The sequence below is a fragment of the Shouchella oshimensis genome (assembly GCF_002019765.1).
Classification (GTDB): Bacteria; Bacillota; Bacilli; order Bacillales; family Bacillaceae_D; genus Shouchella; species Shouchella oshimensis.
This window is the reverse complement of the sequence record NZ_KV917380.1, coordinates 170,249-190,729: the sequence shown is the minus strand read 5'-3', so window position 1 is coordinate 190,729 and position 20,481 is coordinate 170,249. Positions and strand designations below refer to the sequence as shown.

18 protein-coding genes are annotated in these 20,481 nt (G+C 38.6%); 5 read left to right on the top strand and 13 right to left on the bottom strand.

Annotated elements, in window-relative coordinates; translation table 11 throughout:
- Positions 1–29: 29 nt before the first annotated feature.
- From BK583_RS00905 to ku, 9 genes are all read right to left on the bottom strand, one after another.
- Positions 30–518 (bottom strand): tetratricopeptide repeat protein, encoded by a 489-nt coding sequence (locus BK583_RS00905; RefSeq protein ID WP_055736108.1) that lies wholly within the window; start codon positions 516–518, stop codon positions 30–32.
- A gap of 193 nt (positions 519–711) precedes the next feature.
- Entirely contained in the window at positions 712–3,348 is a 2,637-nt protein-coding gene (locus tag BK583_RS00900; RefSeq protein ID WP_055736107.1) for a glycosyl hydrolase, read from the bottom strand.
- A gap of 377 nt (positions 3,349–3,725) precedes the next feature.
- Positions 3,726–4,070, bottom strand: coding sequence for a c-type cytochrome (locus BK583_RS00895; protein ID WP_055736106.1), 345 nt, complete (start codon positions 4,068–4,070; stop codon positions 3,726–3,728).
- Between the two features lie 125 nt (positions 4,071–4,195).
- The gene (locus tag BK583_RS00890; RefSeq protein WP_078439982.1) at positions 4,196–4,393 is read right to left on the bottom strand and encodes a Fur-regulated basic protein FbpA; all 198 of its coding nucleotides are present in this window, start codon (positions 4,391–4,393) and stop codon (positions 4,196–4,198) included.
- A 220-nt stretch (positions 4,394–4,613) separates the two neighbouring features.
- Positions 4,614–5,183 carry a hypothetical protein gene (locus BK583_RS00885; protein ID WP_055736104.1) on the bottom strand — a complete coding sequence of 190 codons (570 nt, stop codon included), beginning with the start codon at positions 5,181–5,183 and terminating at the stop codon, positions 4,614–4,616.
- A gap of 30 nt (positions 5,184–5,213) precedes the next feature.
- Positions 5,214–5,729: a hypothetical protein gene (locus BK583_RS00880; RefSeq protein WP_055736103.1), complete on the bottom strand. Its 516-nt coding sequence runs from the start codon at positions 5,727–5,729 to the stop codon at positions 5,214–5,216.
- Positions 5,730–5,975: 246 nt separating this feature from the next.
- A complete protein-coding gene (locus tag BK583_RS20565) occupies positions 5,976–6,134 on the bottom strand; it encodes a hypothetical protein (protein WP_160319283.1) in 159 nt (52 codons plus the stop codon).
- Between the two features lie 169 nt (positions 6,135–6,303).
- On the bottom strand, positions 6,304–6,597 hold the full coding sequence (locus BK583_RS00875) for a hypothetical protein (protein WP_055736102.1): 294 nt from the start codon (positions 6,595–6,597) through the stop codon (positions 6,304–6,306).
- 176 nt (positions 6,598–6,773) lie between these two features.
- A complete protein-coding gene (ku, locus tag BK583_RS00870) occupies positions 6,774–7,601 on the bottom strand; it encodes a non-homologous end joining protein Ku (protein WP_055736101.1) in 828 nt (275 codons plus the stop codon).
- A gap of 87 nt (positions 7,602–7,688) precedes the next feature.
- Here ku and BK583_RS00865 point away from each other — a divergent pair, with 87 nt between their 5' ends.
- A complete protein-coding gene (locus BK583_RS00865; protein WP_055736100.1) occupies positions 7,689–9,494 on the top strand; it encodes a DNA ligase D in 1,806 nt (601 codons plus the stop codon).
- Positions 9,495–9,802: 308 nt separating this feature from the next.
- Here the strand turns inward: BK583_RS00865 and rpsN are convergent, their stop codons facing one another.
- Together rpsN and BK583_RS00855 are read right to left on the bottom strand one after the other, a co-directional pair.
- A complete protein-coding gene (gene rpsN, locus BK583_RS00860) occupies positions 9,803–10,072 on the bottom strand; it encodes a 30S ribosomal protein S14 (RefSeq protein WP_035393467.1) in 270 nt (89 codons plus the stop codon).
- A 107-nt stretch (positions 10,073–10,179) separates the two neighbouring features.
- Positions 10,180–10,761 (bottom strand): TetR/AcrR family transcriptional regulator, encoded by a 582-nt coding sequence (locus tag BK583_RS00855; protein WP_307188674.1) that lies wholly within the window; start codon positions 10,759–10,761, stop codon positions 10,180–10,182.
- A gap of 189 nt (positions 10,762–10,950) precedes the next feature.
- On the opposite strand from BK583_RS00855, the gene BK583_RS00850 reads away from it, so the two are divergent.
- Positions 10,951–12,975 carry an efflux RND transporter permease subunit gene (locus BK583_RS00850; RefSeq protein ID WP_055736371.1) on the top strand — a complete coding sequence of 675 codons (2,025 nt, stop codon included), beginning with the start codon at positions 10,951–10,953 and terminating at the stop codon, positions 12,973–12,975.
- On the top strand, positions 12,972–14,771 hold the full coding sequence (locus BK583_RS00845; RefSeq protein WP_055736098.1) for a hypothetical protein: 1,800 nt from the start codon (positions 12,972–12,974) through the stop codon (positions 14,769–14,771). Before BK583_RS00850 ends, BK583_RS00845 begins: the two co-directional genes overlap by 4 nt.
- 300 nt (positions 14,772–15,071) lie before the next feature.
- Here BK583_RS00845 and mqo read toward each other — a convergent pair whose 3' ends face one another.
- Positions 15,072–16,589 carry a malate dehydrogenase (quinone) gene (gene mqo, locus BK583_RS00835; RefSeq protein ID WP_055736096.1) on the bottom strand — a complete coding sequence of 506 codons (1,518 nt, stop codon included), beginning with the start codon at positions 16,587–16,589 and terminating at the stop codon, positions 15,072–15,074.
- Positions 16,590–17,245: 656 nt separating this feature from the next.
- On the opposite strand from mqo, the gene BK583_RS00830 reads away from it, so the two are divergent.
- Both BK583_RS00830 and BK583_RS00825 read left to right on the top strand, forming a co-directional pair.
- On the top strand, positions 17,246–17,800 hold the full coding sequence (locus BK583_RS00830; protein ID WP_243839556.1) for a methyltransferase family protein: 555 nt from the start codon (positions 17,246–17,248) through the stop codon (positions 17,798–17,800).
- Between the two features lie 20 nt (positions 17,801–17,820).
- Entirely contained in the window at positions 17,821–19,332 is a 1,512-nt protein-coding gene (locus BK583_RS00825) for a phytoene desaturase family protein (RefSeq protein ID WP_055736094.1), read from the top strand.
- A gap of 66 nt (positions 19,333–19,398) precedes the next feature.
- Here BK583_RS00825 and BK583_RS00820 read toward each other — a convergent pair whose 3' ends face one another.
- Positions 19,399–20,442, bottom strand: coding sequence for a YdcF family protein (locus BK583_RS00820; protein ID WP_038484620.1), 1,044 nt, complete (start codon positions 20,440–20,442; stop codon positions 19,399–19,401).
- Positions 20,443–20,481 lie beyond the last annotated feature (39 nt).

Below are 20,481 nucleotides of genomic sequence, written 5' to 3'. Positions count from 1 at the left end.
CATTTGATGAAATCAAAAAACCATATTTTTTATACCCAAATTCGATTTAACTGTTTTGAATAAAAAGCTAGGGCATTGCGATACTGAAGAATGTTTTGATCATGTGTTGTTTCAATTAAACACGTTAGTAACACTTCCATCGCTTTTTCATGTTCTCGAACGTTATAAAGCGTTAATGAATAGAAGACTTTCAAGGCGTTATTTTCTGGAAATCTAGCTAATCCCAATTCAAATGTTGCTTTAGATTCTTTGTACATTCCCAACGTACGATACGTACTGCCAAGTCCTAAAAAAGCACCTTTTACCTTTTCTTCATCTAAACCAAGTTCAATCGCTTTTTCATAATGAGGATACGCTTTTTTCTCTTCCCCTTTTGAATCATAGGTTGATGCGAGATAGTAGTGAACGTCACCATCATGAGGATTGTCTTTGAGCCAATGATGTAGTTGTTTAAGAGCATCAATATCGTTCCTTTGACGTAAAAACGAGTCAATGGTTTCTATCTGCTGTTGGTTCATAAGAATCTCCTTCACAAATCAATTTTACTCTTGTCTCTACTATAACAGATAAAGCTGATTAATTATCTAAATAAATTGAATTACCACACTTTATGTTGCACGTGAAACACTGGATAAATAAAAAAATAACCCCTTTCCGTAAATCGACTTAATGATTTACGGAAAGGGGTTTACAATCATTCATGTTCTACGATCACGGATACGTAAACCATTCGGATTCGTATTGAGGCCCGTCTTTTTCATACGTGAAACGGAAAGAGAGGGATTTGTTCTCCACATCAGGTATCATTAAAAACCACCTACCATTATCTTGCTGCATGCGCACATTTTCCTGATTCCCATTATTGATTCGATAATGAAGGTCCACATATCGGGCAGGGGTATTCGGCGTAAACGTAATCACTCGGTCTGATTGACTTTGTTCAATCGAAACCGTGAAATCTCCTCGTTCGATGACATTCCCGTCATCTCCTGGCTCTTCCGGCTCCTCTGGTGGATTTGTTGGTGGTGACCCACTCCCTTCTTGACTGACATAATAACTATTTCCATCTACAGTCGCTTCATGTCCGTCCGAGAACAAGACTGTGCGTGCTTCATCGTCATAATTATAGGCAACATAGACACTTTCACCATCTTTATTAAAGACAGCGTAGGTCGGAATGTTTGCTGTGATTTCTGGATTTACTTGTCCGAGAGAAGCTAAGCTTGTAATCCACTGATAGGTCTGTGCTTTTGTACTTCCTCTTTCAATAATCGTTTCATCCCCTGGATCAAACTCTGTGTAGTCATCAATCCTTTGCTCCATTTGTCTCTGGGCATCATTTGGATCGGTTAACGCACGGTAGCTCCAAACCATATTTGACCACCAATTCCAATCCTCTGACCCATTTGTTTGCTTTAACGCTTGATAAGCTCGCTCTACGTATTCAGGGTGATGGCCAAGGTAGAGAGCCCCTCCATGAATGGGTAGCCAGTTAATCGCATACTTTTCTACCGCTCCTGAATTCCACCATGTTGCGTGATCCATTTTTCCGCCCCAATTAATAGTGACAATTTCTGGTCCGTATTCAGGAGGGTGAATTTCATCATACACATCAAAGAAATATTCGTTAATGGCGCTCATTTCAGTTGTATACAAATAAATGGCTCGATCTAACAATTCTTGATCGTTTGTTGCTTCTGCCCATAAAATAAGATTGGTCCAAGCATGCATAGCTTCAGAGGAAGATTCTTGGTTATTACCAGAATCAAACGTCGCTAATCCATCTGCCCACGAATGTCCTGAATAAGGGTCAAACATACGTAAATACGGATACATCGGATCTTCACGATCAGCTGCAAAATCTCTTATGAGTTCGTTAACCATTCCTCCCCATTCGTCATCATGTGCCCAATCTGGGTTTGCCCTAGCTACTTCAGCTGCTGCTTTCACAAAATAACCGTAGTGAAAATGATGATCATTGATTCTTACCGCTGAACCATGCGCTGCATGATAACCTAATAGGGTTCCCCAGTTTTCGTTATAGTAAAAAAGGTTTTCTCCTTTTATCGCATTGTTCTCATCTGTTGATCGTAGCCAATCTTCTAGATGTCCCTGTAATTCTTCTCTAAATTCCTCACCTAACTCCTGCTCACCAAGCTGATCGGCAAGAGGCGCTAAATTTGAAAGCTTTCCTAAATATTTTCCTAGTTCATACGTATCTTGACCAGTCGGATAATCATTTTTTGCTTCATGCAAGTAGCCACTTAACCTGTCTGTATCAATACCTGCATTCGGTAAACTTGGCAACACCCCCGTATACGTAAGGCTTGTTTCAAATTCACTTCCTTCAATTAGCTTCATATCCCCTCGAATGGTAAACAAATTCATTCCGTCTACAAGATCTCCTGAAGATAAATGTCGGTATTGATGTGGATACAAGGCAAACAGCGTTCCGTTCTCTCCTCCTGCTACTGCTTCTGTGTTCGCAGAGTACGTTGTTTTCACTTCATTCGTCTCATGGTTTACAGCATAATCAGCTCGGGTCTCACGAACAACAGAATAGGCATGCTCGGCAAAAAGCGCCAACGTCTCTGCATCTGTATTTGGCAGTTTGGCTACACTAATAAATTCAGACGGATTCTCCCACTGTTGTCCGTTCGTTTCCCAGTTCGATCCCTCTGGTGCAAAGGCCGCATAATGTTTATTATCATGGGTTGAAAAGCCAATAATATGTCCTTGCTGCGCCCAAACTTGGGGATTTTGTGGAAAATCAATGACAGCATGTCCGCCTGTATATTCAGCGTAGATATATGGTATGCCTACACCGTATGTAAAGGCTAGTGATGCATTATCTTTTTCTGCTAATGATCGAACGTGCCAATCACCATAGTCATCTACTTTCGCATCATTAAAGTTACTTTCATTTGAGTGGCCAATCGTAAAATCAGTGGAAATGGCTCCAACGATATGCCATGTTCCTGCACCACTGTTCTCATGAACAACGACATTATGTGGAGCATCGTAAAAGACGTTCAGTCCCTTTTCGTTTTGTCTGACACTAAATGGATGGGGGTAATGATTATTTGCATACGTATCAACCGCAAGTGAACTCCACCATCGGTTAGTCGGCATTGGTCCTTCTACACGATCCGTTCGATAGATTGTTTCGGGAGGCTCCTTTTGTTGATCCGCGTAACCTGGATCACCGATGTTATCAAAATCAATTGGTGGATACTGTAAAGAAAAGCTTCCTTTCCCTACTTCTTTAACCGCTTGATTGGCGAAACTTGATTGAAACGGAAAGAGTACAATAAGTGCTAAAACGAACCAGAACCATCTTTTTTTCATCTAATTACCTCCAATTTGTTTTTTGTTTCATATCTACCTTCACATCTGCATAAAATGAGCATGTCCCCTTAATCACTTCCCCTACTCTACGCAGAAACCATTTCTGAATCCATCGAAAAACGTCGACCTTCTATTGGGAAATAAAAAAAGAATATGTATCAGAAATAGTGACAATAGTGCTTACGATCAAGCAGGATGTGCTACGCTCTCTTACGCTACGACAACAAGCTACAAGAAATGGTTACAAAACACTTATTCTTTCACCAAAGAAGATTGGGAAACAAAAGCTTACTCATTTTATATGTTTTAGAAATTTGTCAAATGTGCTTTAAATACAAAAAAACTACTCATTCGTTGAGTAGTTTCTTTAATAAAAATTATTGATCAGCTAACCACATGGACAAATTATCCACTTCATCTTCCTCTAATTGGGATTGAGCCGGCATGCTTCCTCGCCCATTTACAATGATCTCTCTAATCTCGTTAGAAGATAAGTTGTTGTTAGCAAGAGCAGGACCCGTTCCACCTTCACTTAAACCAGCGTGGCATTGAATACAGCTTTGTTGATACGTCTGTTCAGCTAATGCCTCGTCGTACTCTCCAACTTCACTCGTTTCATCATCAGTTCCATTGTCCGTTTCTGGTGCCTCCGCTTCATCACCATTTCCACCACACGCCGTTAAAAATAACGTTAATCCAGCTAATACCATCCATTTTTTCATACACATTCTCCTTTTATGGTTACGGTTTCACATTTTTAAAAACCTGCTTAAAAAATATAAGCTAGTACCATTATTGTTAACCGATTTTTGAAGAAACTAACCTTCTTTTTTAGGGTCTAATGGAATTATTTTTCTTTTTCCACCATAAACCGAAGATACGCATCCTCAACTTCTGCATACGTTAATTCGTACAAATGGGTATCTTTATATTTATAAATACCTGCCTTGAGCAGTTTATCAATCATTTTTTCTTGTCTTTTCTTAATAAGATCTTCTTCAACCATACAAACATCACCTGTTCTAAACAATTCTATCTCCATCATACCATATCTCCGTTTAAATTAAATTAATTTTACCCGATTAGTAGGATTAATAGATAAATAAAGTGATGTCATCTCCTTCACTTATCCTCAATCTATGTAGATATAAATATAAAATAACAGTATAAATTTATCAATAATTTAATCTACTTTTAAAAAAACACCTCACCTCCTATTAATTGAAGGAATGAGGTGCAGTATACTTATTTAGCAAAGTAAAGAATTAATCCTCATTAGTCTCTTCATCTACAACTGTAGAGTTTGATTCCTCAGGATCAAAGTTATTAAAGCCATTTATATCAATAAATTGCGCAATAATATCTTTATCTTTATCCGCAACAAGTAGATTAAATTCGGAAATATTAACAAAAATAGCATCTATTTCTTCTTTTGATAGTTTCTTCTCTACAACAAATTGAGTTTGGAATTTTGTATTATAATTTTTGGGAGTTTCTGCAGGAACAAATTCACTCTTTGAACCATTCAATAGCTCATGCAAGTCATTAGGGTATTCTAAAGAAAAGTACAGTTCTTGGTAACCATTAGTCAATAGATCGTATAGATCTGTATCTATTTCGTAGCCCATATTAAAAAATAGTTCCACTTCTTCATCAACATAGTCTACGTTAAATGAAGTAATGTTAAATTTTGGAGGCACTATTTTATTTTCTAAAGAAATAGTTTTTATAGTCTCAGAATCTGTATCGTGATCTCCTTCGACTACACCTTCATTATTTTGACAACTGATTAACAGAAATACAGTAACAAGTAATGGAATTGTCTTTAAAAGCATGTGCACACCCTCAATTCATTCAAGTTAAATTTACTGTTTAACTTTATCACTCCAGGTAGCATAAGTGTAATTAGCAGTTACAGTTTTTGAATCAGCGATATTGCAAGGCGGTACCGTTCTATAACGGGTACCTGTAGCTTTAACCCAACTACTACCTGCAGTAAGCTTCCAAGTGCCCTTAGGTACAGACCACGTAGTTGACAATGTCTTTGAACTATTATAACCATACCCTACATTTGCATTAATTTTCGCTCCATTTTGGAGAACTTTAAAAGATACTTCACCACCAACATTAACTGTTGCAGAATGTGAAATTTGAACACTTCTTGTTACAGAATCAGTTGAATTGCTATTATTCGAAGAAATGTGTGTGAATTCAGTCTTTTTAGACGTTGTTTTTGATTTATAACTTGTTGTATAAGTATTTACTTCTGGACATGCTAATGGGGATATTTCGGTCGGATCATTCTCTGAAGCCATTGAAGTTGGTAAAGTCAATGCAGTAACTAATGGTAAAATGACCAAAAAAGATAACCTAATTTTCAATATATAAAACCCCATTTTCATTAGATTTCATTGTACTATATAGTAAAATATTACAAATGTATACTTAAAGTTTTTTACTCACAATGAAATTACTTAATCCAATAAAAAATTTATAAATTCGAAACTCATATACAAAAAAACTTAAACGCTTTCCGCTATGTCGACCTAATATTAGCCTCAAAAATTCATACTCTAATCCAAGCACCGGTCTCAACGAGCAGACTTTGAGATCACCTGTCTGCGAAATCATTGCAGTAACAATTTGAATTTTTTAGGGTCTAATGTATTATTTTCCTTCTCCACCACAATGCGAGGATAGGCACCCTCAACTTCTGCGTAAGCTAATTCGTACAAATGGGTATCTTTATATTTATAAATAACTGCACTCAGCAGTTTATCAATCATTTTTTCTTGTCTTTTCTTAATCAGCTCTTCATATAAACATCACCTGTTTTTTACCGGCTCAGTAGGAATTGTGTATAGACTAGTTTCATCTCTAAATAAACGTAAAGAATCTAACGTTTTTTACCCTCGTAGATTAATCCCCTTACGTGTCATCAACTTGTATAAATCATCAATCTCTATAGAGAGGGACAACCTTTGTATACGTTTGAAAGTTGGCTTTTTCATCTTCGTCTTTAAAAAAAGTAAGAATCTCTAAATACGTTACCCTCGACATTTTCTCTTCTAGAAGAATTGTCATTGCTTTATCATTTACCGCTGAAAGTAACATCATATTTCCATAAAACCATTCAAATGCTTTTGAACGGAATCCCTTCTTTTCATTCCATTCGATATACTGGCAAGCACTTTCACTAAACCTGTATTTTTGCTCTATTAATTGCTGGATGACTTCTGATTGTTCCACGAAAAACGTACCCCTTTGTTCTTGCTAGTATCCTTAGTATAAAGGAGCAGACACTTCTAAGGAAATGGGGATTATAGGGAATCGAGGGTACGGTTTTACTTTCCATTCAATGAAGAAAACAATAAGAAACTCGCTTTGACTTTAAGCGAATTTCTATCGTTACAGTACAGCTAAGCCTATGCATTCTTTTTTGTTTTTGCTGTTTTTTTCTTTGCAGGGGCTTTCTTCTTTTTTGTTTTATCAATGGATGCTTGAAGAGCAGACATAATATCCGTTACATTTGAAGCTTCCTTCGCTTTTTCTGTTGAGGTGACAACTTCCTCACCAGCCTTTTTCTTTTCAATTAAATTCATAAGCGCGTGCCGATACTCATCTTGATAGTTATCAGGATCAAACGATACCGTAAGTTGATCAATGAGCATTAAGGCTGCATCCAATTCTTTTTTTACGATCTTTTGCTCTTGAGGTACATTTGGAACATCTTCCATTTTCCTTACTTCGTCAGGAAAATGAATCGTTTCCATCATTAACCCATTTTCATATACGCGAACAATAGCGAGCTGTTCTTTAGAACGAATGATTATTTTGGCAACTCCAATCTTTCCCGACTGAACAAGCCCTTCACGTAATAACCCATAAGCTTTATTTCCACCAGAATCAGGTGCTAAGAAATAGCTTTTTTCAAAATAAATCGGATCAATCTCTTCTAATTTAACGAAATCAATAATTTCTACCGCTTTATCCTCTTGTTCTTTCTTGAGCTGTTCTAAATCCTCTGCATCGAGCACAACGAATTTATTTTTTGCATACTCGTATGCCTTCACAATATCTTCGTTCTTCACTTCTTCATCGCAATCGGGACAAACTTTTTTATAGTTTATCGGGGTATGACATTTTTTATGAAGTTGTCTTAATTTAATGTCTTTGTTTTCCGTCGCGGTATGGAGCTTAATAGGAATCGTAACGAGGCCAAAACTAATGCTCCCTTTCCAAACTGTATGCATATAGTCACATCCTTTTTACCCTTAATATGGTGGAAAGACTGATAATTTATGTGCCGTTGGAAAAACTAATCTTATGAGGTGAGTTGAATGAAGCCAATGTTAGCTACAGCTGCAGCTACTGTTCCAAAAGGAGACCAATGGTCATATGAGGTAAAATACGATGGATTTCGCTGCTTGCTCCACTGGGACAAGGACGGACCAGCACTATTCAGTCGAAATGAAAAAGAATTATCAAAGGCATTTCCTGAAATAATTCAAGCCTGTCTACAGATCGAAGAGAAAATAAAAAAGCATCTCCCACTTATTATAGATGCAGAGCTTGTATCATTAGCGAACCCTTACCAAAGTACTTTCTCTATTGTGCACCGTCGCGCAAAACTTCGCAGCAACACACAAATTACGAACTATTCCCAACGCTTGCCTGTTTCTCTTATGGTTTTTGATCTATTAATGGAAAAAGGCATTTCTCTAACAGACCTTCCGTTAAAGGAACGTAGACGAAAGTTGAATTTACTTGAAAATCAAACACCAACGTTAGCCATTATTCAAACCTATAAAAACCTTAAAGAGATAGAGACCATTGTGAAGAAATACAACGGAGAAGGCATTGTAGCGAAAAAAAATTCAAGCACCTATACTTCTAAACGATCCTCCCAGTGGGTTAAGATAAAGAATTATCGCTATGTTCATGTCATTTTAACCAAGTACGATAAACAAAATAGTTATTTTCAGGGCGCGGTGTATCAACAAGATACATTAGTTCCTATTGTTCAGTTTTCACATGGATTACATGCTGATAATCGAAAAGCATTAGCCTCTCTTTTTGAGAAGAACGGGGAACGTGTCGGTCAAGAACGGTGGTCTTTACCTCCTTCTATTTGCGTGGAAGTTGGCTGCATTAGTTTTGATGGCGATCAACTTAGAGAGCCGTTTTTTCACTCGTTTTTATTAGAAGAAAGGGTAGAGGATTGCACGTGGCAAAACCTTCTTTCTCAGCTACAGCCCTTGCCTGCTAACGTGGTAGTTACAAGTGATGATAAACCTATTTGGCCAGCTATACAGTATACGAAAATGGATTATTTGCAGTACTTACATGAGGTTGCATCAACTATGCTCCCTTTTTTAACAAATCGGCTGCTAACAACCATTCGTTATCCTCACGGTGCCGAAAGCGAAGCCTTTTATCAAAAAAATTGCCCAGATTATGCACCCGAATTTATCCATACACATAAGCGTGACGGCATAAACTATATTGTTTGTCATTCACTTGAATCGCTACTATGGTTAGGAAATCAGCTCGCACTAGAGTATCATCTTCCTTTTCAGAAAAAAGATCAATCATGCCCCTCAGAAATTGTGTTCGACTTAGATCCGCCTAGTGTGGAACAATTTTCTCTTGCTGTAAGAGCAGCTCTTGCTCTAAAGGAAGTGATTACTTCCTTTGGCTTAATGGTTTACATCAAAACGTCGGGAAATAAAGGCTTACAGCTATACCTGCCTTTACCAGAAGAAACCTTTACTTATCAAGAGACAAGGGTTTTCTGTCAGTTTATTAGTAGGTATGTGGTAGAACAGCATCCAGAACATTTTACACTTGAACGATTGAAGAAAAATCGCGCAAATCGATTATACGTTGATTATTTGCAGCATGACGAGGGGAAAACTCTTATTGCGCCTTATTCACCCCGTGGACATAGTGGTGGTCTAGTTGCCACTCCTCTTTATTGGGAAGAGGTGACCAATCAATTAAGCCCCTCCCTTTTTACACTGACTCATGTTGTAAACCGATTAAAACTGGAGGGAGACCCTTTTCGACCATTTCGAGAAAATGTGCAGGAACAAGGAAAGCGATTTTCAGATGTTCTTTTACATTTACAATCATTACTTTCTTAATCAGAAGACCGAATATAAAAGGAAGCCAACTCTACGTCGGCTTCCCTCCTTTTACTTATTCTTTTGTTGATCCTTTTTTGTTACCTTTTGCGTATTTACCTTGTCTACCGTATTCTTTATTCTCTTCTTTTGAACGTTCATCTCCTCGCTTACCCATAACGATCGCCTCCTTAGTGATTTACATACTGAGTACCCGTCATCAATTGAGCTAAACATCTTATTTGAACGTTTTTTCACAAAGTATAATTGGGCTAGCGAGTGTTTCGATTTATAGTTAGGAATGATTACGATTTACATTACAAAAAAATTTACCAACTTGCTTTTTTCACACCAGGAATTTGACCTTTATGCGCTAGTTCTCGGAAAGCAATTCGTGATAATTCAAAATCCCGGAGTACACCTCTTGGTCTTCCAGTCACGCGACAACGTCTCGTTAACCGTGCGGGAGAAGAATCTCTTGGTAATTTTGCTAGCGCAATATAGTCTCCTTTTTCCTTTAATTCTTTCCGTTTCTGAGCATATTGTTCAACAAGTGCTTGACGTTTCATTTCCTTTGCAACTTTTGATTTCTTAGCCATTTCTTTTACACCTCTCCTTTATAAATCGTAATGATTACGAATTATAGCAGTGTTTTTCTTTTTTGACAACCCTAAAGAGCCAGATACAATGACCTGGCTTATCGTACTTATTTTTTTCGAAACCCTGACAAACCAAAGTTAATAAATTGATGAATTAGCCGCGCCATCTCTTGAGGCGATTCTTTCTTCCCATTCACAAGCCAACTTTCAATTGTATCGACTCCTCCGCTTACAACCAAAAGCGGTATGTATTCGGATAGATCATCACCTAATTGATGTTCTTCCATCCATTTTTTCATAATAAACTCTTGAATAATTCCTATCACTCGTTTTTTAAAGGAGGTATCGCCATTATCACTTAAAAGAATTTGGCATTGCTCACTCCGTTCTGCAACATATTCTAATATTTTGGTCGACATTTGCAAGACTTCATCCTGTTTTTTAAAGTTATATTGATTGAGCGTGGCATACATATCATCAAAAAGCTCTTTTCCAATTTTATCGAGTAGATCATGGGCGTCAATATAGTGGCTATAAAATGTTGAACGGTTAATATTAGCCATTTCACATAATTCTTTTACGGTTACAGATGATATAGGCTTTTCCTTAAGCAGCTTCATTAAAGCCTCTTTTAATACCATTCTCGTAAACTGTTTTCTACGATCAATTTTTTCTGACAACGTGTTCACAACCTTTTCACCAATTTATCCGACATTATGTGTTTATCTGTTGCTCTCCTAACACATTTTATCCAACTGTTTGTTGTATAGACAACACCGTGTAGATATAATGTTAAAAGAATTTACGATATTGTCAATATAGGGTGGGGAAATGGATTGCTTGTTGAAAGAATTATAAAACATAAGAAATCTGTTGTGATGGTTTTTGCTGCGTTAACATTGTTAGCAGTCATTGGGCAATTTTTTGTTTCGACTAACTACAACATGGTTGATTATTTACCTGATGATGCTCCCTCTACAAATGCGCTAGAGGTAATGGAAAATGAATTTACAGCATCAATTCCTAACACAAATGTACTAGTAAAAGACGTCAGTATACAGGAAGCACTGTCCTATAAACATGAATTAGAGAACATGAACGGAGTCGAGGAAGTTCTTTGGCTTGATGACCTTGTTGATTTACAAATTCCACTTGAGATGGTTGACAATGCCATGCTTGAATCGTATTACAAAGACGGAAATGCCTTGTTTTCTTTAACCATTACAACCGGAGAAGAAGTAGAAGCAACAGATGCTATCTACGAACTTATTGGTGAGGATAACGCGATTGCTGGTGAGGCTGTCAATAATGCCACGTCTCAAAACATGGCGGTATCAGAAACCATCTATGCAGCTGCATTACTTGTCCCGGTTATTATCATTATTTTAGTTCTGTCGACTAATTCTTGGGCAGAACCCCTCTTTTTTCTTACTGCCATCGGAGTTTCTGTTTTAATTAACCTAGGTTCTAACATCTTTCTTGGTGAAGTGTCGTTTGTTACACAATCTGTTGCACCGATTTTGCAGCTTGCCGTTTCTCTTGATTATGCCATCTTTTTGCTACATAGCTTTAATGATGAATTAGCCAAAGGGAAGAAGCCTGAACAAGCAATGGCCGCTGCTATGAGAAATTCATTTCCTGTTATTTTCGTAAGTGCGGTTACGACGTTCTTTGGCTTTATGGCTCTAATGTTCATGAACTTTGAGATTGGTGCAGACTTGGGCTTAAACTTAGTTAAAGGAATTGTCTTTAGCTTCATCTCTGTAGTTGTCTTCCTACCTGCTCTTACGTTGTTTTTATACAAGTGGATTGAAAAGACACGTCACAAATCTCTTGTGCCTAGTTTTAAAGGGGTTGGAGCGAAATTACTGAAATTACGTTATCCAGCGCTTATCCTTGTGTTTTTGTTAATTGTTCCAAGCTTCATTGCACAAGGGAGTACCTCCTTTATTTATGGGCTAGGTGATTTACCTGACACAACTCGTGCAGGTGCAGATGCAGCACTGATTGAAGAGACATTTGGTGAATCAACACCACTTGTTGTTCTTGTGCCTAATGATGATATTGCAAAAGAAGCAGAATTGGTAAGTCAGCTTGAAGAGCTTGCTTATGTTGATTCTGTTATGTCTTATACGAACGTTGTCGGTACAGGGATCCCTGCTGAATTTCTTGATGAATCCATTATTAGTGAATTCCAATCAGAACAATTCAGTCGCATAATGGTTTTTACAGATGCAGGCGTTGAAGGCGATATTCCGTTCGGTTTGGTTGAAGATGTGCGTACATTAAGTGAAACGTATTATGGAGATACAGCTTATACACTTGGGGAAAGTGTGACGCTTTATGATATGAAAGAGACTGTCACCGTTGATAACCAAGTCGTTAATACCATTACGGTAGTAACAATTGCCCTTGTATTAATGATTACATTTCGGTCCATCTCCATTCCAATTATTCTGCTTGTTACAATTCAATCAGCTGTTTGGATTAATTTAGCCATCCCTTATATGACAAACGATTCGCTCGTATTTGTAGGCTATTTAGTTGTTAGTACGGTGCAATTAGCTGCAACCATTGATTACGGTATTCTTCTTATGGAAACGTACAAACACCATCGTCAAAAAATGCCAGCATACCCTGCAATGAAAAAAGCCCTTGATGAGAAACTATTTTCTATCATTATCTCAGCGGCGATTCTTTCAAGTGTTGGTCTTATTCTATGGATTACATCTACGAATCCAACGGTTTCTTCTATTGGATTATTGTTAGGTCGAGGTGCCATTTTAGCCTTTATCCTTGTTGTTGTCCTGTTACCGGCACTATTGCTTGTTGGTGATAAACTCGTGAAAAAAACGACGTATCGATCAAACTTTTATGAACAAGAGGAGGAGACGGAACGATGAGAAAAAGATGGACGATTGCCACTGCTGTATGTGTTCTTGTGTTTACACCCTATTCTTACGTTTCAGCAAATACTGAAGTAGATACAGGAACGATTGAAAGCAAAGATGAAGTTGTCTATGCCAATCTATTTGCTAATGGTGGGATCCAGGAACTCTACATCGTAAATGCGCTAACAGTTACTGAAGAAGGTCTTGTTTCTGATTATGGCTCGTACGATACCATTACGAATTTAACGGATTTGTCAGCAATTGAACAAAAGGATGAAGAAATTACATTAAACGCGCCTGTCGGGACCTTTCACTACCAAGGCAATATTCAAAAGGATCCCCAGCTACCTTGGGATATAGAGATTCGCTATCTATTGGATGGCGACCAACTAGACGCTGAGGAGATCGTTGGGGAAAGCGGAACATTTGAGCTTGAAATAGACATTACGCAAAACGATACGATGGATGAAGCATTTTTTGACCATTACCTCCTACAGGTATCGGTTCCTCTCAATGGCGATCTTTTTACAGCGATTGATGCACCAGACGCGACTATTGCCAATGCAGGTAAGAATAAGCAGCTTGCTTTCACCGTCATGCCAGAAGAAGGAGCCGAACTCCGTCTTTCTGCTGAAGCATCTGCTATTGAACTTGAAAGTATTGAGATTTCAGCATTACCTTCTTCATTTGCAATTGATATACCGGATACGGAAGAATTAACAGGTGAATTTGATTCCTTAACTGGAGCGATTGGCGAGCTTGCTAACGGTGTCGGTGGCCTTAAAAACGGCATTCAAGAATTATCCTCCGGTTTAACGGAGCTGGGGAAAGGTTCTTCACAGTTTCAAACTGGTCTTACCGACCTGTCTTCAAGTGGGAGTGACCTCGTTACAGCTTCCAGTCAGCTGCAAGCTGGTTTAAATGAAGTAAATACCGCATTAAACGGAGCAGAGGATGACCTTAGCTTTGATATGGGTACAGAATTAACAAGCGGCATAGATGAACTTGTTGCAGGCTTACGCGAGCTGGCAGGAGGGCTAGATACACTCAGTGCCCATCATCAAGAAGGCTATCAGGCACTTGAAGAAGCCATGAATCAACTTCCAGCAGCTACACTATCAGAAGAAGCAATCGACAAGCTATATGAAACGACAGAAGATCGTGAAACCCTTGATGTTTTAGTTGAATCTTACACAGCTGCGCAAACCATTAAAGGTACGTTTGATGCAGTCAAAGAAGCGTTTACCTCTGTCCAACCGGCGTTACAAGAAATGAGTACTTCCGTCACAGACATGGCTGATGGGTTACATACAATGTCCCAATCCTTGTCTGCAGTCGCCGACTCGTTTGATGCAGATGCTGGCTTAGGTGAATTGACGAACGGCATTTCCCAGCTCGCCAATCAATATAGCCAGTTTCATGAAGGTCTCGCTTCTTATACTGGCGGCGTATCTAAAGTAGCAAATGAATACAACCAAATCCATCAAGGGATTCAAGAGTCTGCTACTGGATCATCACAGTTAGTAGATGGCGGCGCGTCCCTACAGGCAGGAATGAATGAACTGCATGATGCTACTGCAGAAATACCGGAACAAATGCAGCAAGAAATTGATGATATGATCGCCCAATACGATAAATCAGATTTTGAACCTCGATCGTTTGTTCACAAGAACAACAACGACAAAGTCGAGAATGTCCAATTTGTCATTCACACTGAACCTTTAACAAAAGACGAACCATCTCCTGAAGTGGAGGAGAAAGAGGAACTCAGCATCTGGCAACGTTTTTTAAACCTATTCCGCTTTTAAAAGGGACACAAAAAGAAGTGGCTGGGACATAACGAAAAGTAGTATTTGAAAAGACGAATAGTCTAAAATATGCTGAGTAGCACCGCTACAGGAGAATCCTTCGCTTTCCGGGGACACGGCGGCCTCAGCCTCCTCCGTGGAAAACCGCCACTCCGAGTCTTCAGACACGTGCTGATCCCCCAGGAGTCTTCGGATTCTCCTTCCGCTAATGTTCATATAAAACAAACGACGAACGTTCCTATTTTCAGGAATGTTCGTCATTTTGGACTGTCTATCTACTTTTGTCCCAGCCTCTTTCATTTAAGCTAAATGCTCTTGAGACGGTACGTATGACTCTTCTAGCTGTAGATCTCGAGCTGTCGATGCTTGGATTTCTTTGAATAAACTTGGATGGCTCATTAATAATTTTCCATAGGAAGGAACCATCTCTTTAATTTTTGCCTTCCATCCATCTATTTCTGTCGGGAAACATTTCTCTAAAATTTCAAGCATTACATGGACTGCTGTCGATGCACCTGGTGAAGCACCAAGTAATGCGGCAACAGAACCATCATCTGCTGTGACGACTTCCGTTCCGAACTGAAGTGTTCCCCTTCCCCCTGCTTCTGTATCTTTAATAACCTGCACACGCTGACCAGCAACGATGATTTCCCAGTCTTCACTTTTCGCATTCGGAATAAATTCCTTTAATTCTTCCATTCGCTTCTCATTTGATAACATAACTTGTTGAATTAAATAGCGGGTTAACCCTAATTCTTTAAACCCTGCTCCTAGCATGGTAAAGAGATTATTAGGCTTAACAGAACCAATCAAATCAAAGTATGAGCCGGTCTTAAGAAATTTAGGAGAAAATCCAGCAAACGGACCAAACAATAACGATTTCTTATTATCAATATAACGCGTATCTAAATGCGGAACCGACATTGGAGGAGCTCCTACTTTTGCTTTACCATATACTTTCGCATGATGCTGCTCTACTATTTCGGGGTTGTTACAGACTAGAAATAATCCGCTTACAGGAAATCCTCCAATTCGACGTGATTCAGGTATTCCTGTCTTCTGTAGTAACGGTAAACTACCTCCACCAGCACCAATAAAGACGAATTTAGCTGAATGATTATCCGTTTCTCCCGTATTGATATTTTGAACTTTTACTTTCCAAGAACCATCGGCTGCTTTCTTCAAATCTTTTACACTATGCTCATAATGAACAGCGACGTTCTCATTTTCTAAATGGGTAAATAACTTACGTGTTAGTGAGCCAAAATTCACATCTGTACCTGTGTCAATTTTCGTTGCCGCAACAGGTCCATCGCCTTCTTCTCGACCTTCCATTACAAGAGGCATCCATTCTTTTAACACATCAGGATCATCACTAAACGCCATTCCTTCAAAAAGAGGGTTGTCTGATAACGCTTCCATACGCTTTTTTAAAAATAAGCCATTCTTTTCACCTTGAACCATACTAATATGTGGAATTGGCATAATAAATTCTTTAGGATTTTCAATTAGCTTTTTTCTTACAAGATAGGACCAAAATTGTCGTGAGAGTTGAAAATGCTCATTAACCTTTACAGCCTTACTTATATCAAGTGATCCGTCCGGCTTTTCCGACGTATAGTTTAATTCGCACAGTGCTGCATGACCTGTACCAGCGTTATTCCATTCATTCGAGCTTTCTTCCCCTGCACTTTTTAACTTTTCGAAAACCGTCACTTTCCAGTCTGGTGCTAACTCTTTTAATAACGTACCTAGCGTCGCGCTCATCACTCCAGCGCCAATTAAAATAACGTCTGACTTAGTTTCTCTATAGCTCATTTCGCTCATCCTTATGTCCATTAGTCATTAGAAAAACCTCTATTATCTAATAATAAACTATTTCTGACAGATAAAAAAGGTGTGAACTACCCAAAGATTGTTTTTTCTCAGAAAAACCCGAAATAACGGTGATTTCCTCTGTTTTCCTAGTATTCCACAACTGCGTTGAATATACACATCATAGTGCTTTTCACTACCATTTGGCAAGTAAAAGTTACACACTGCCTTTTTTCTGTAAAGACAATACGTTGATGGTTTCCTTCTAGTTTATGTCTCTTTGCTTATCCATATTAAAGTGAATTTAGAAGGACAAAGCTTTGACGAATTTGAAGAAAAAACCATATAATGAAATCATTCCAAATTTGTACATAAAGGATTGGTTGGATGAAAAAATTCTTTTTTTCTTTCTCTGCCGGGTTGCTTACTTCCATTACGGTATTTTCATTAATTCGTTATTTTTTCTGAGATTGCTCAACCCTTACTTTTTAGAGAATGAGAAAGTGAGCGTGACTAAAGGTAGCTTGAAGAAAAAGGACTCCGGCTCGCGTCGGAAGGAAACTTGTGCATTTTTTCTGTACAAGTTTTTTTGTATGTGGTTTTATTTTGTATTGCATTTACATACGTATAACTTAGGACAGGGAGGTGAGGCATTGTCAGTGGTTGACGGTCTTTTCTTTTTTTTGACGGTAATATGGGTGTCTGAATTTCTTTTTTTTCGAGGAAAATCAAAGCAAGAGCCTAGTGATTTGAAGGAAAACAAAAGCTTTCATTCGATCTTGGCGTGCACGGTTCTTAGTATTACGAGCTGTGTTCTTTTACATCAAATCGGTTGGACCCTGTTCGATCTTTCGATTCTTTCAAGCTTAGGCGTCGTTCTATATAGCCTTGGTATCGGCTTGCGGTATTGGTCCATGTTTGTCTTAAGGGATCACTTTTCAAGACATGTTCATGTAAAAGCAACAATGGAATTAGTTAGCCATGGCCCTTACCGTCTTATGCGCCATCCGCTATACACAGGCTTATTTCTTTGCGTTCTAGGCATCTCCATTTATCTTGGGACGATCATTGGGATCCTCCTTTCCGTTGTCATTATGACACATGTACTCAAAAAACGAATGGTAATAGAAGAAAAAATGCTTACAGCAACACTGCCCAAACAGTATGAGGAATGGAAACAAAAACGCTGGATTTTGCTTCCTTGGGTCTATTAATAGAAAAAGGTGTGTGAGATATGACGAAAAAACGAATTGTGATCGTAGGCGGTGGCTTAGGAGGGTTATCGGCGGCAATTAGTTTAGCTTCACAAGGACACGATGTAACAGTGCTTGAACAGAATGAACGTATAGGCGGCAAATGTAATATTCGCAGCGGTGAGGGCTATCAGTTTGACACTGGTCCATCAATCTTAACGATGCCTTGGGTGTTAGAAGCATTATTCAACCGAGCGGGACGTGACGTTCATGACTATATGGAGATTGAACGAGTTGAACCTCAATGGCGTACCTTTTTTGAAGACGGTGTATCGATTGATTTAAAAGGCGACTTACCTGACATGCTTGATGAAATAAAAAAAGTAGCCCCTGACGATGCTGCTCCTTTTATGAATTACTTAAACTACAGTGCACAAATGTATGAACTGTGCATGAAAAGCTTTTACAACAAAAGCATATCGGGTCTAAGTGAACTTCGTAAGCTTCATTCATTACGAGAGCTTATGGCATTTGATCCGATGAAGACACTAAACGAAGGTACAGAACGGTACATTAAAGACCCACATATTAAACAGTTTATTAATTTTCTCGTCATGTACGTTGGTTCGTCTCCTTATCAAGCGCCAGCTGTCTTGTCTCAGCTTGCATATGTTCAGTTCGGTCTTGGTAATTTTTACGTAAAAGGTGGCATGTACAACATTGTACGGGGAATGGAGCAATTGCTAACAGAACTAAACGTAACAATTCGTACAGAAACGCCGGTAAAAGGAATTATTCAAGTCGATTCCGTTGCAAAAGGGGTTCGCTTAGAGTGCGGTGAAGAAGTACATGCCGACATCGTCGTGTCAAATCTCGAAGCGATTCCAACCTATCACCAGTTGTTAAAGGAGCATCCACAGCATAAGACACAGGCAAAGAAGCTAGAAAAGTTCGAACCTAGTGTGTCTGGACTTGTTCTCTTGCTCGGGTTAAAGCGGGAATACCCGCAACTCGCCCATCATAACTTTTTCTTTTCAAAAGATCCAGAAGAAGAATTCAAACAAATTTTTGAAGAAAAACGTCCAGCTGACGATCCAACTGTCTATATTGGCATTTCGTCTAAATCAGATCCTAGTCAAGCGCCAGAAGGGAAAGAGAATCATTTTGTTCTGACTCATGTTCCGCCACTTAAAGAAGGCGAGACTTGGGAAAAATATAAAACGAGCTATCGAGAAACGGTTATTAGCAAATTAGAGCGGAATGGACTAACCACTATAAGAGAGGATATTGAGTTTGAAATGACCTTTACACCAGATGACCTACAGTCTCTGTATGGCGCAAATGGGGGTTCCATTTACGGTGTTGTGGCAAACAAAAAGAAAAATGGTGGCTTTAAGATTCCTAGTAAAAGCGAGCTCATTTCTCAACTCTATTTTGTCGGTGGTTCCACCCATCCAGGCGGCGGTGTTCCAATGGTCACCCTCTCAGGTCAGCTTACAGCAGACTTAATTGCAGAAGAACTAACCATTCAGCAAAAAACAGCTGTTCGATGACAAAATAAAAAAGACTTTGGCAAACAAAAGAGGAACCGGCAACGACGTCGTTCGGTTCCTTTTTTATTAATAATCAATAAACAAATAACTAAAAACAGACAGACATAGAGATAGAAAGAGAATACTAGCAATGACAATCATATGTCGTTTTCGCTGCAATGCTACAATCGCAATGTATTCTCGCACCATCGCATTTGGCCAATAATAAAAAGCCGTTTTACTCCCAATTCCTTGGCTCTTTAAGCCTGCTTTTCTCGCATACAGACCTGCACGAAAGAGATGGAAATTATTTGTCGTAAATATGCTTTCGTAGTCGCCATCAGGACGTAACTGATCCATTCGTACTTTTGAGAACGCCATATTTTGATACGTGTTCAATGATTCGTTTTCTTGAAGCGTGTCCTCGGCAGGAATACCATGTTGTATCGCATATTCTTCCATTGCTTCAGCTTCAGATCGATTCTCATCTGATCCTTGTCCACCTGAAAAAATAATCTTAGGCGGGGTCGTTACCTTCTTCTGTTTATAATAAAAACCAATCGCTCTATTGATTCTACTTGCCAATAGTGGTGGTACACCATCGTTAACTAATCCACTTCCTAATACGATAATAAAATCTTGATTACGTTTTGGTCGATTAAATTGATACAAAACGTAAGCAGTAAAAAAATTCAATAAATGAATAAAAAAGTAGAAAGCAATCACGTACACACTACTAAACAAAGGTTGTAAATGTACAGAGACATATTGAGATAGATCCAGTCTATTTAAAAGAAACAAAAAGATTAATCCAAGACCAGTGAGTAATGTTAATGAGTTGGAAAGTTTTTTCCCTTCTCGCTGTATTAAGAGTTTTGCATTGTATAAGAGACCAGCTACTAAAGCAACACTACCAAAAGGAATCAAAATGACTAGCGCAACGGCCGGAAACAAAATGAGATAATTTGAATACGGATAGTCCGTCCGCAGTACAAGCACAACACAAAACAATAAAAAAGAAAAAATACTCGAATTAAACAAAAAACCATTGATCATTCTTCTAGGATCTCTCTTGTATGAAAACAGAAACAAAAGAAACAATAAGGCAGAAAAAGCGCCTATCCATAGCATATAAACACCTCCTACTCGTTTTATAATGTATGGTAGCGA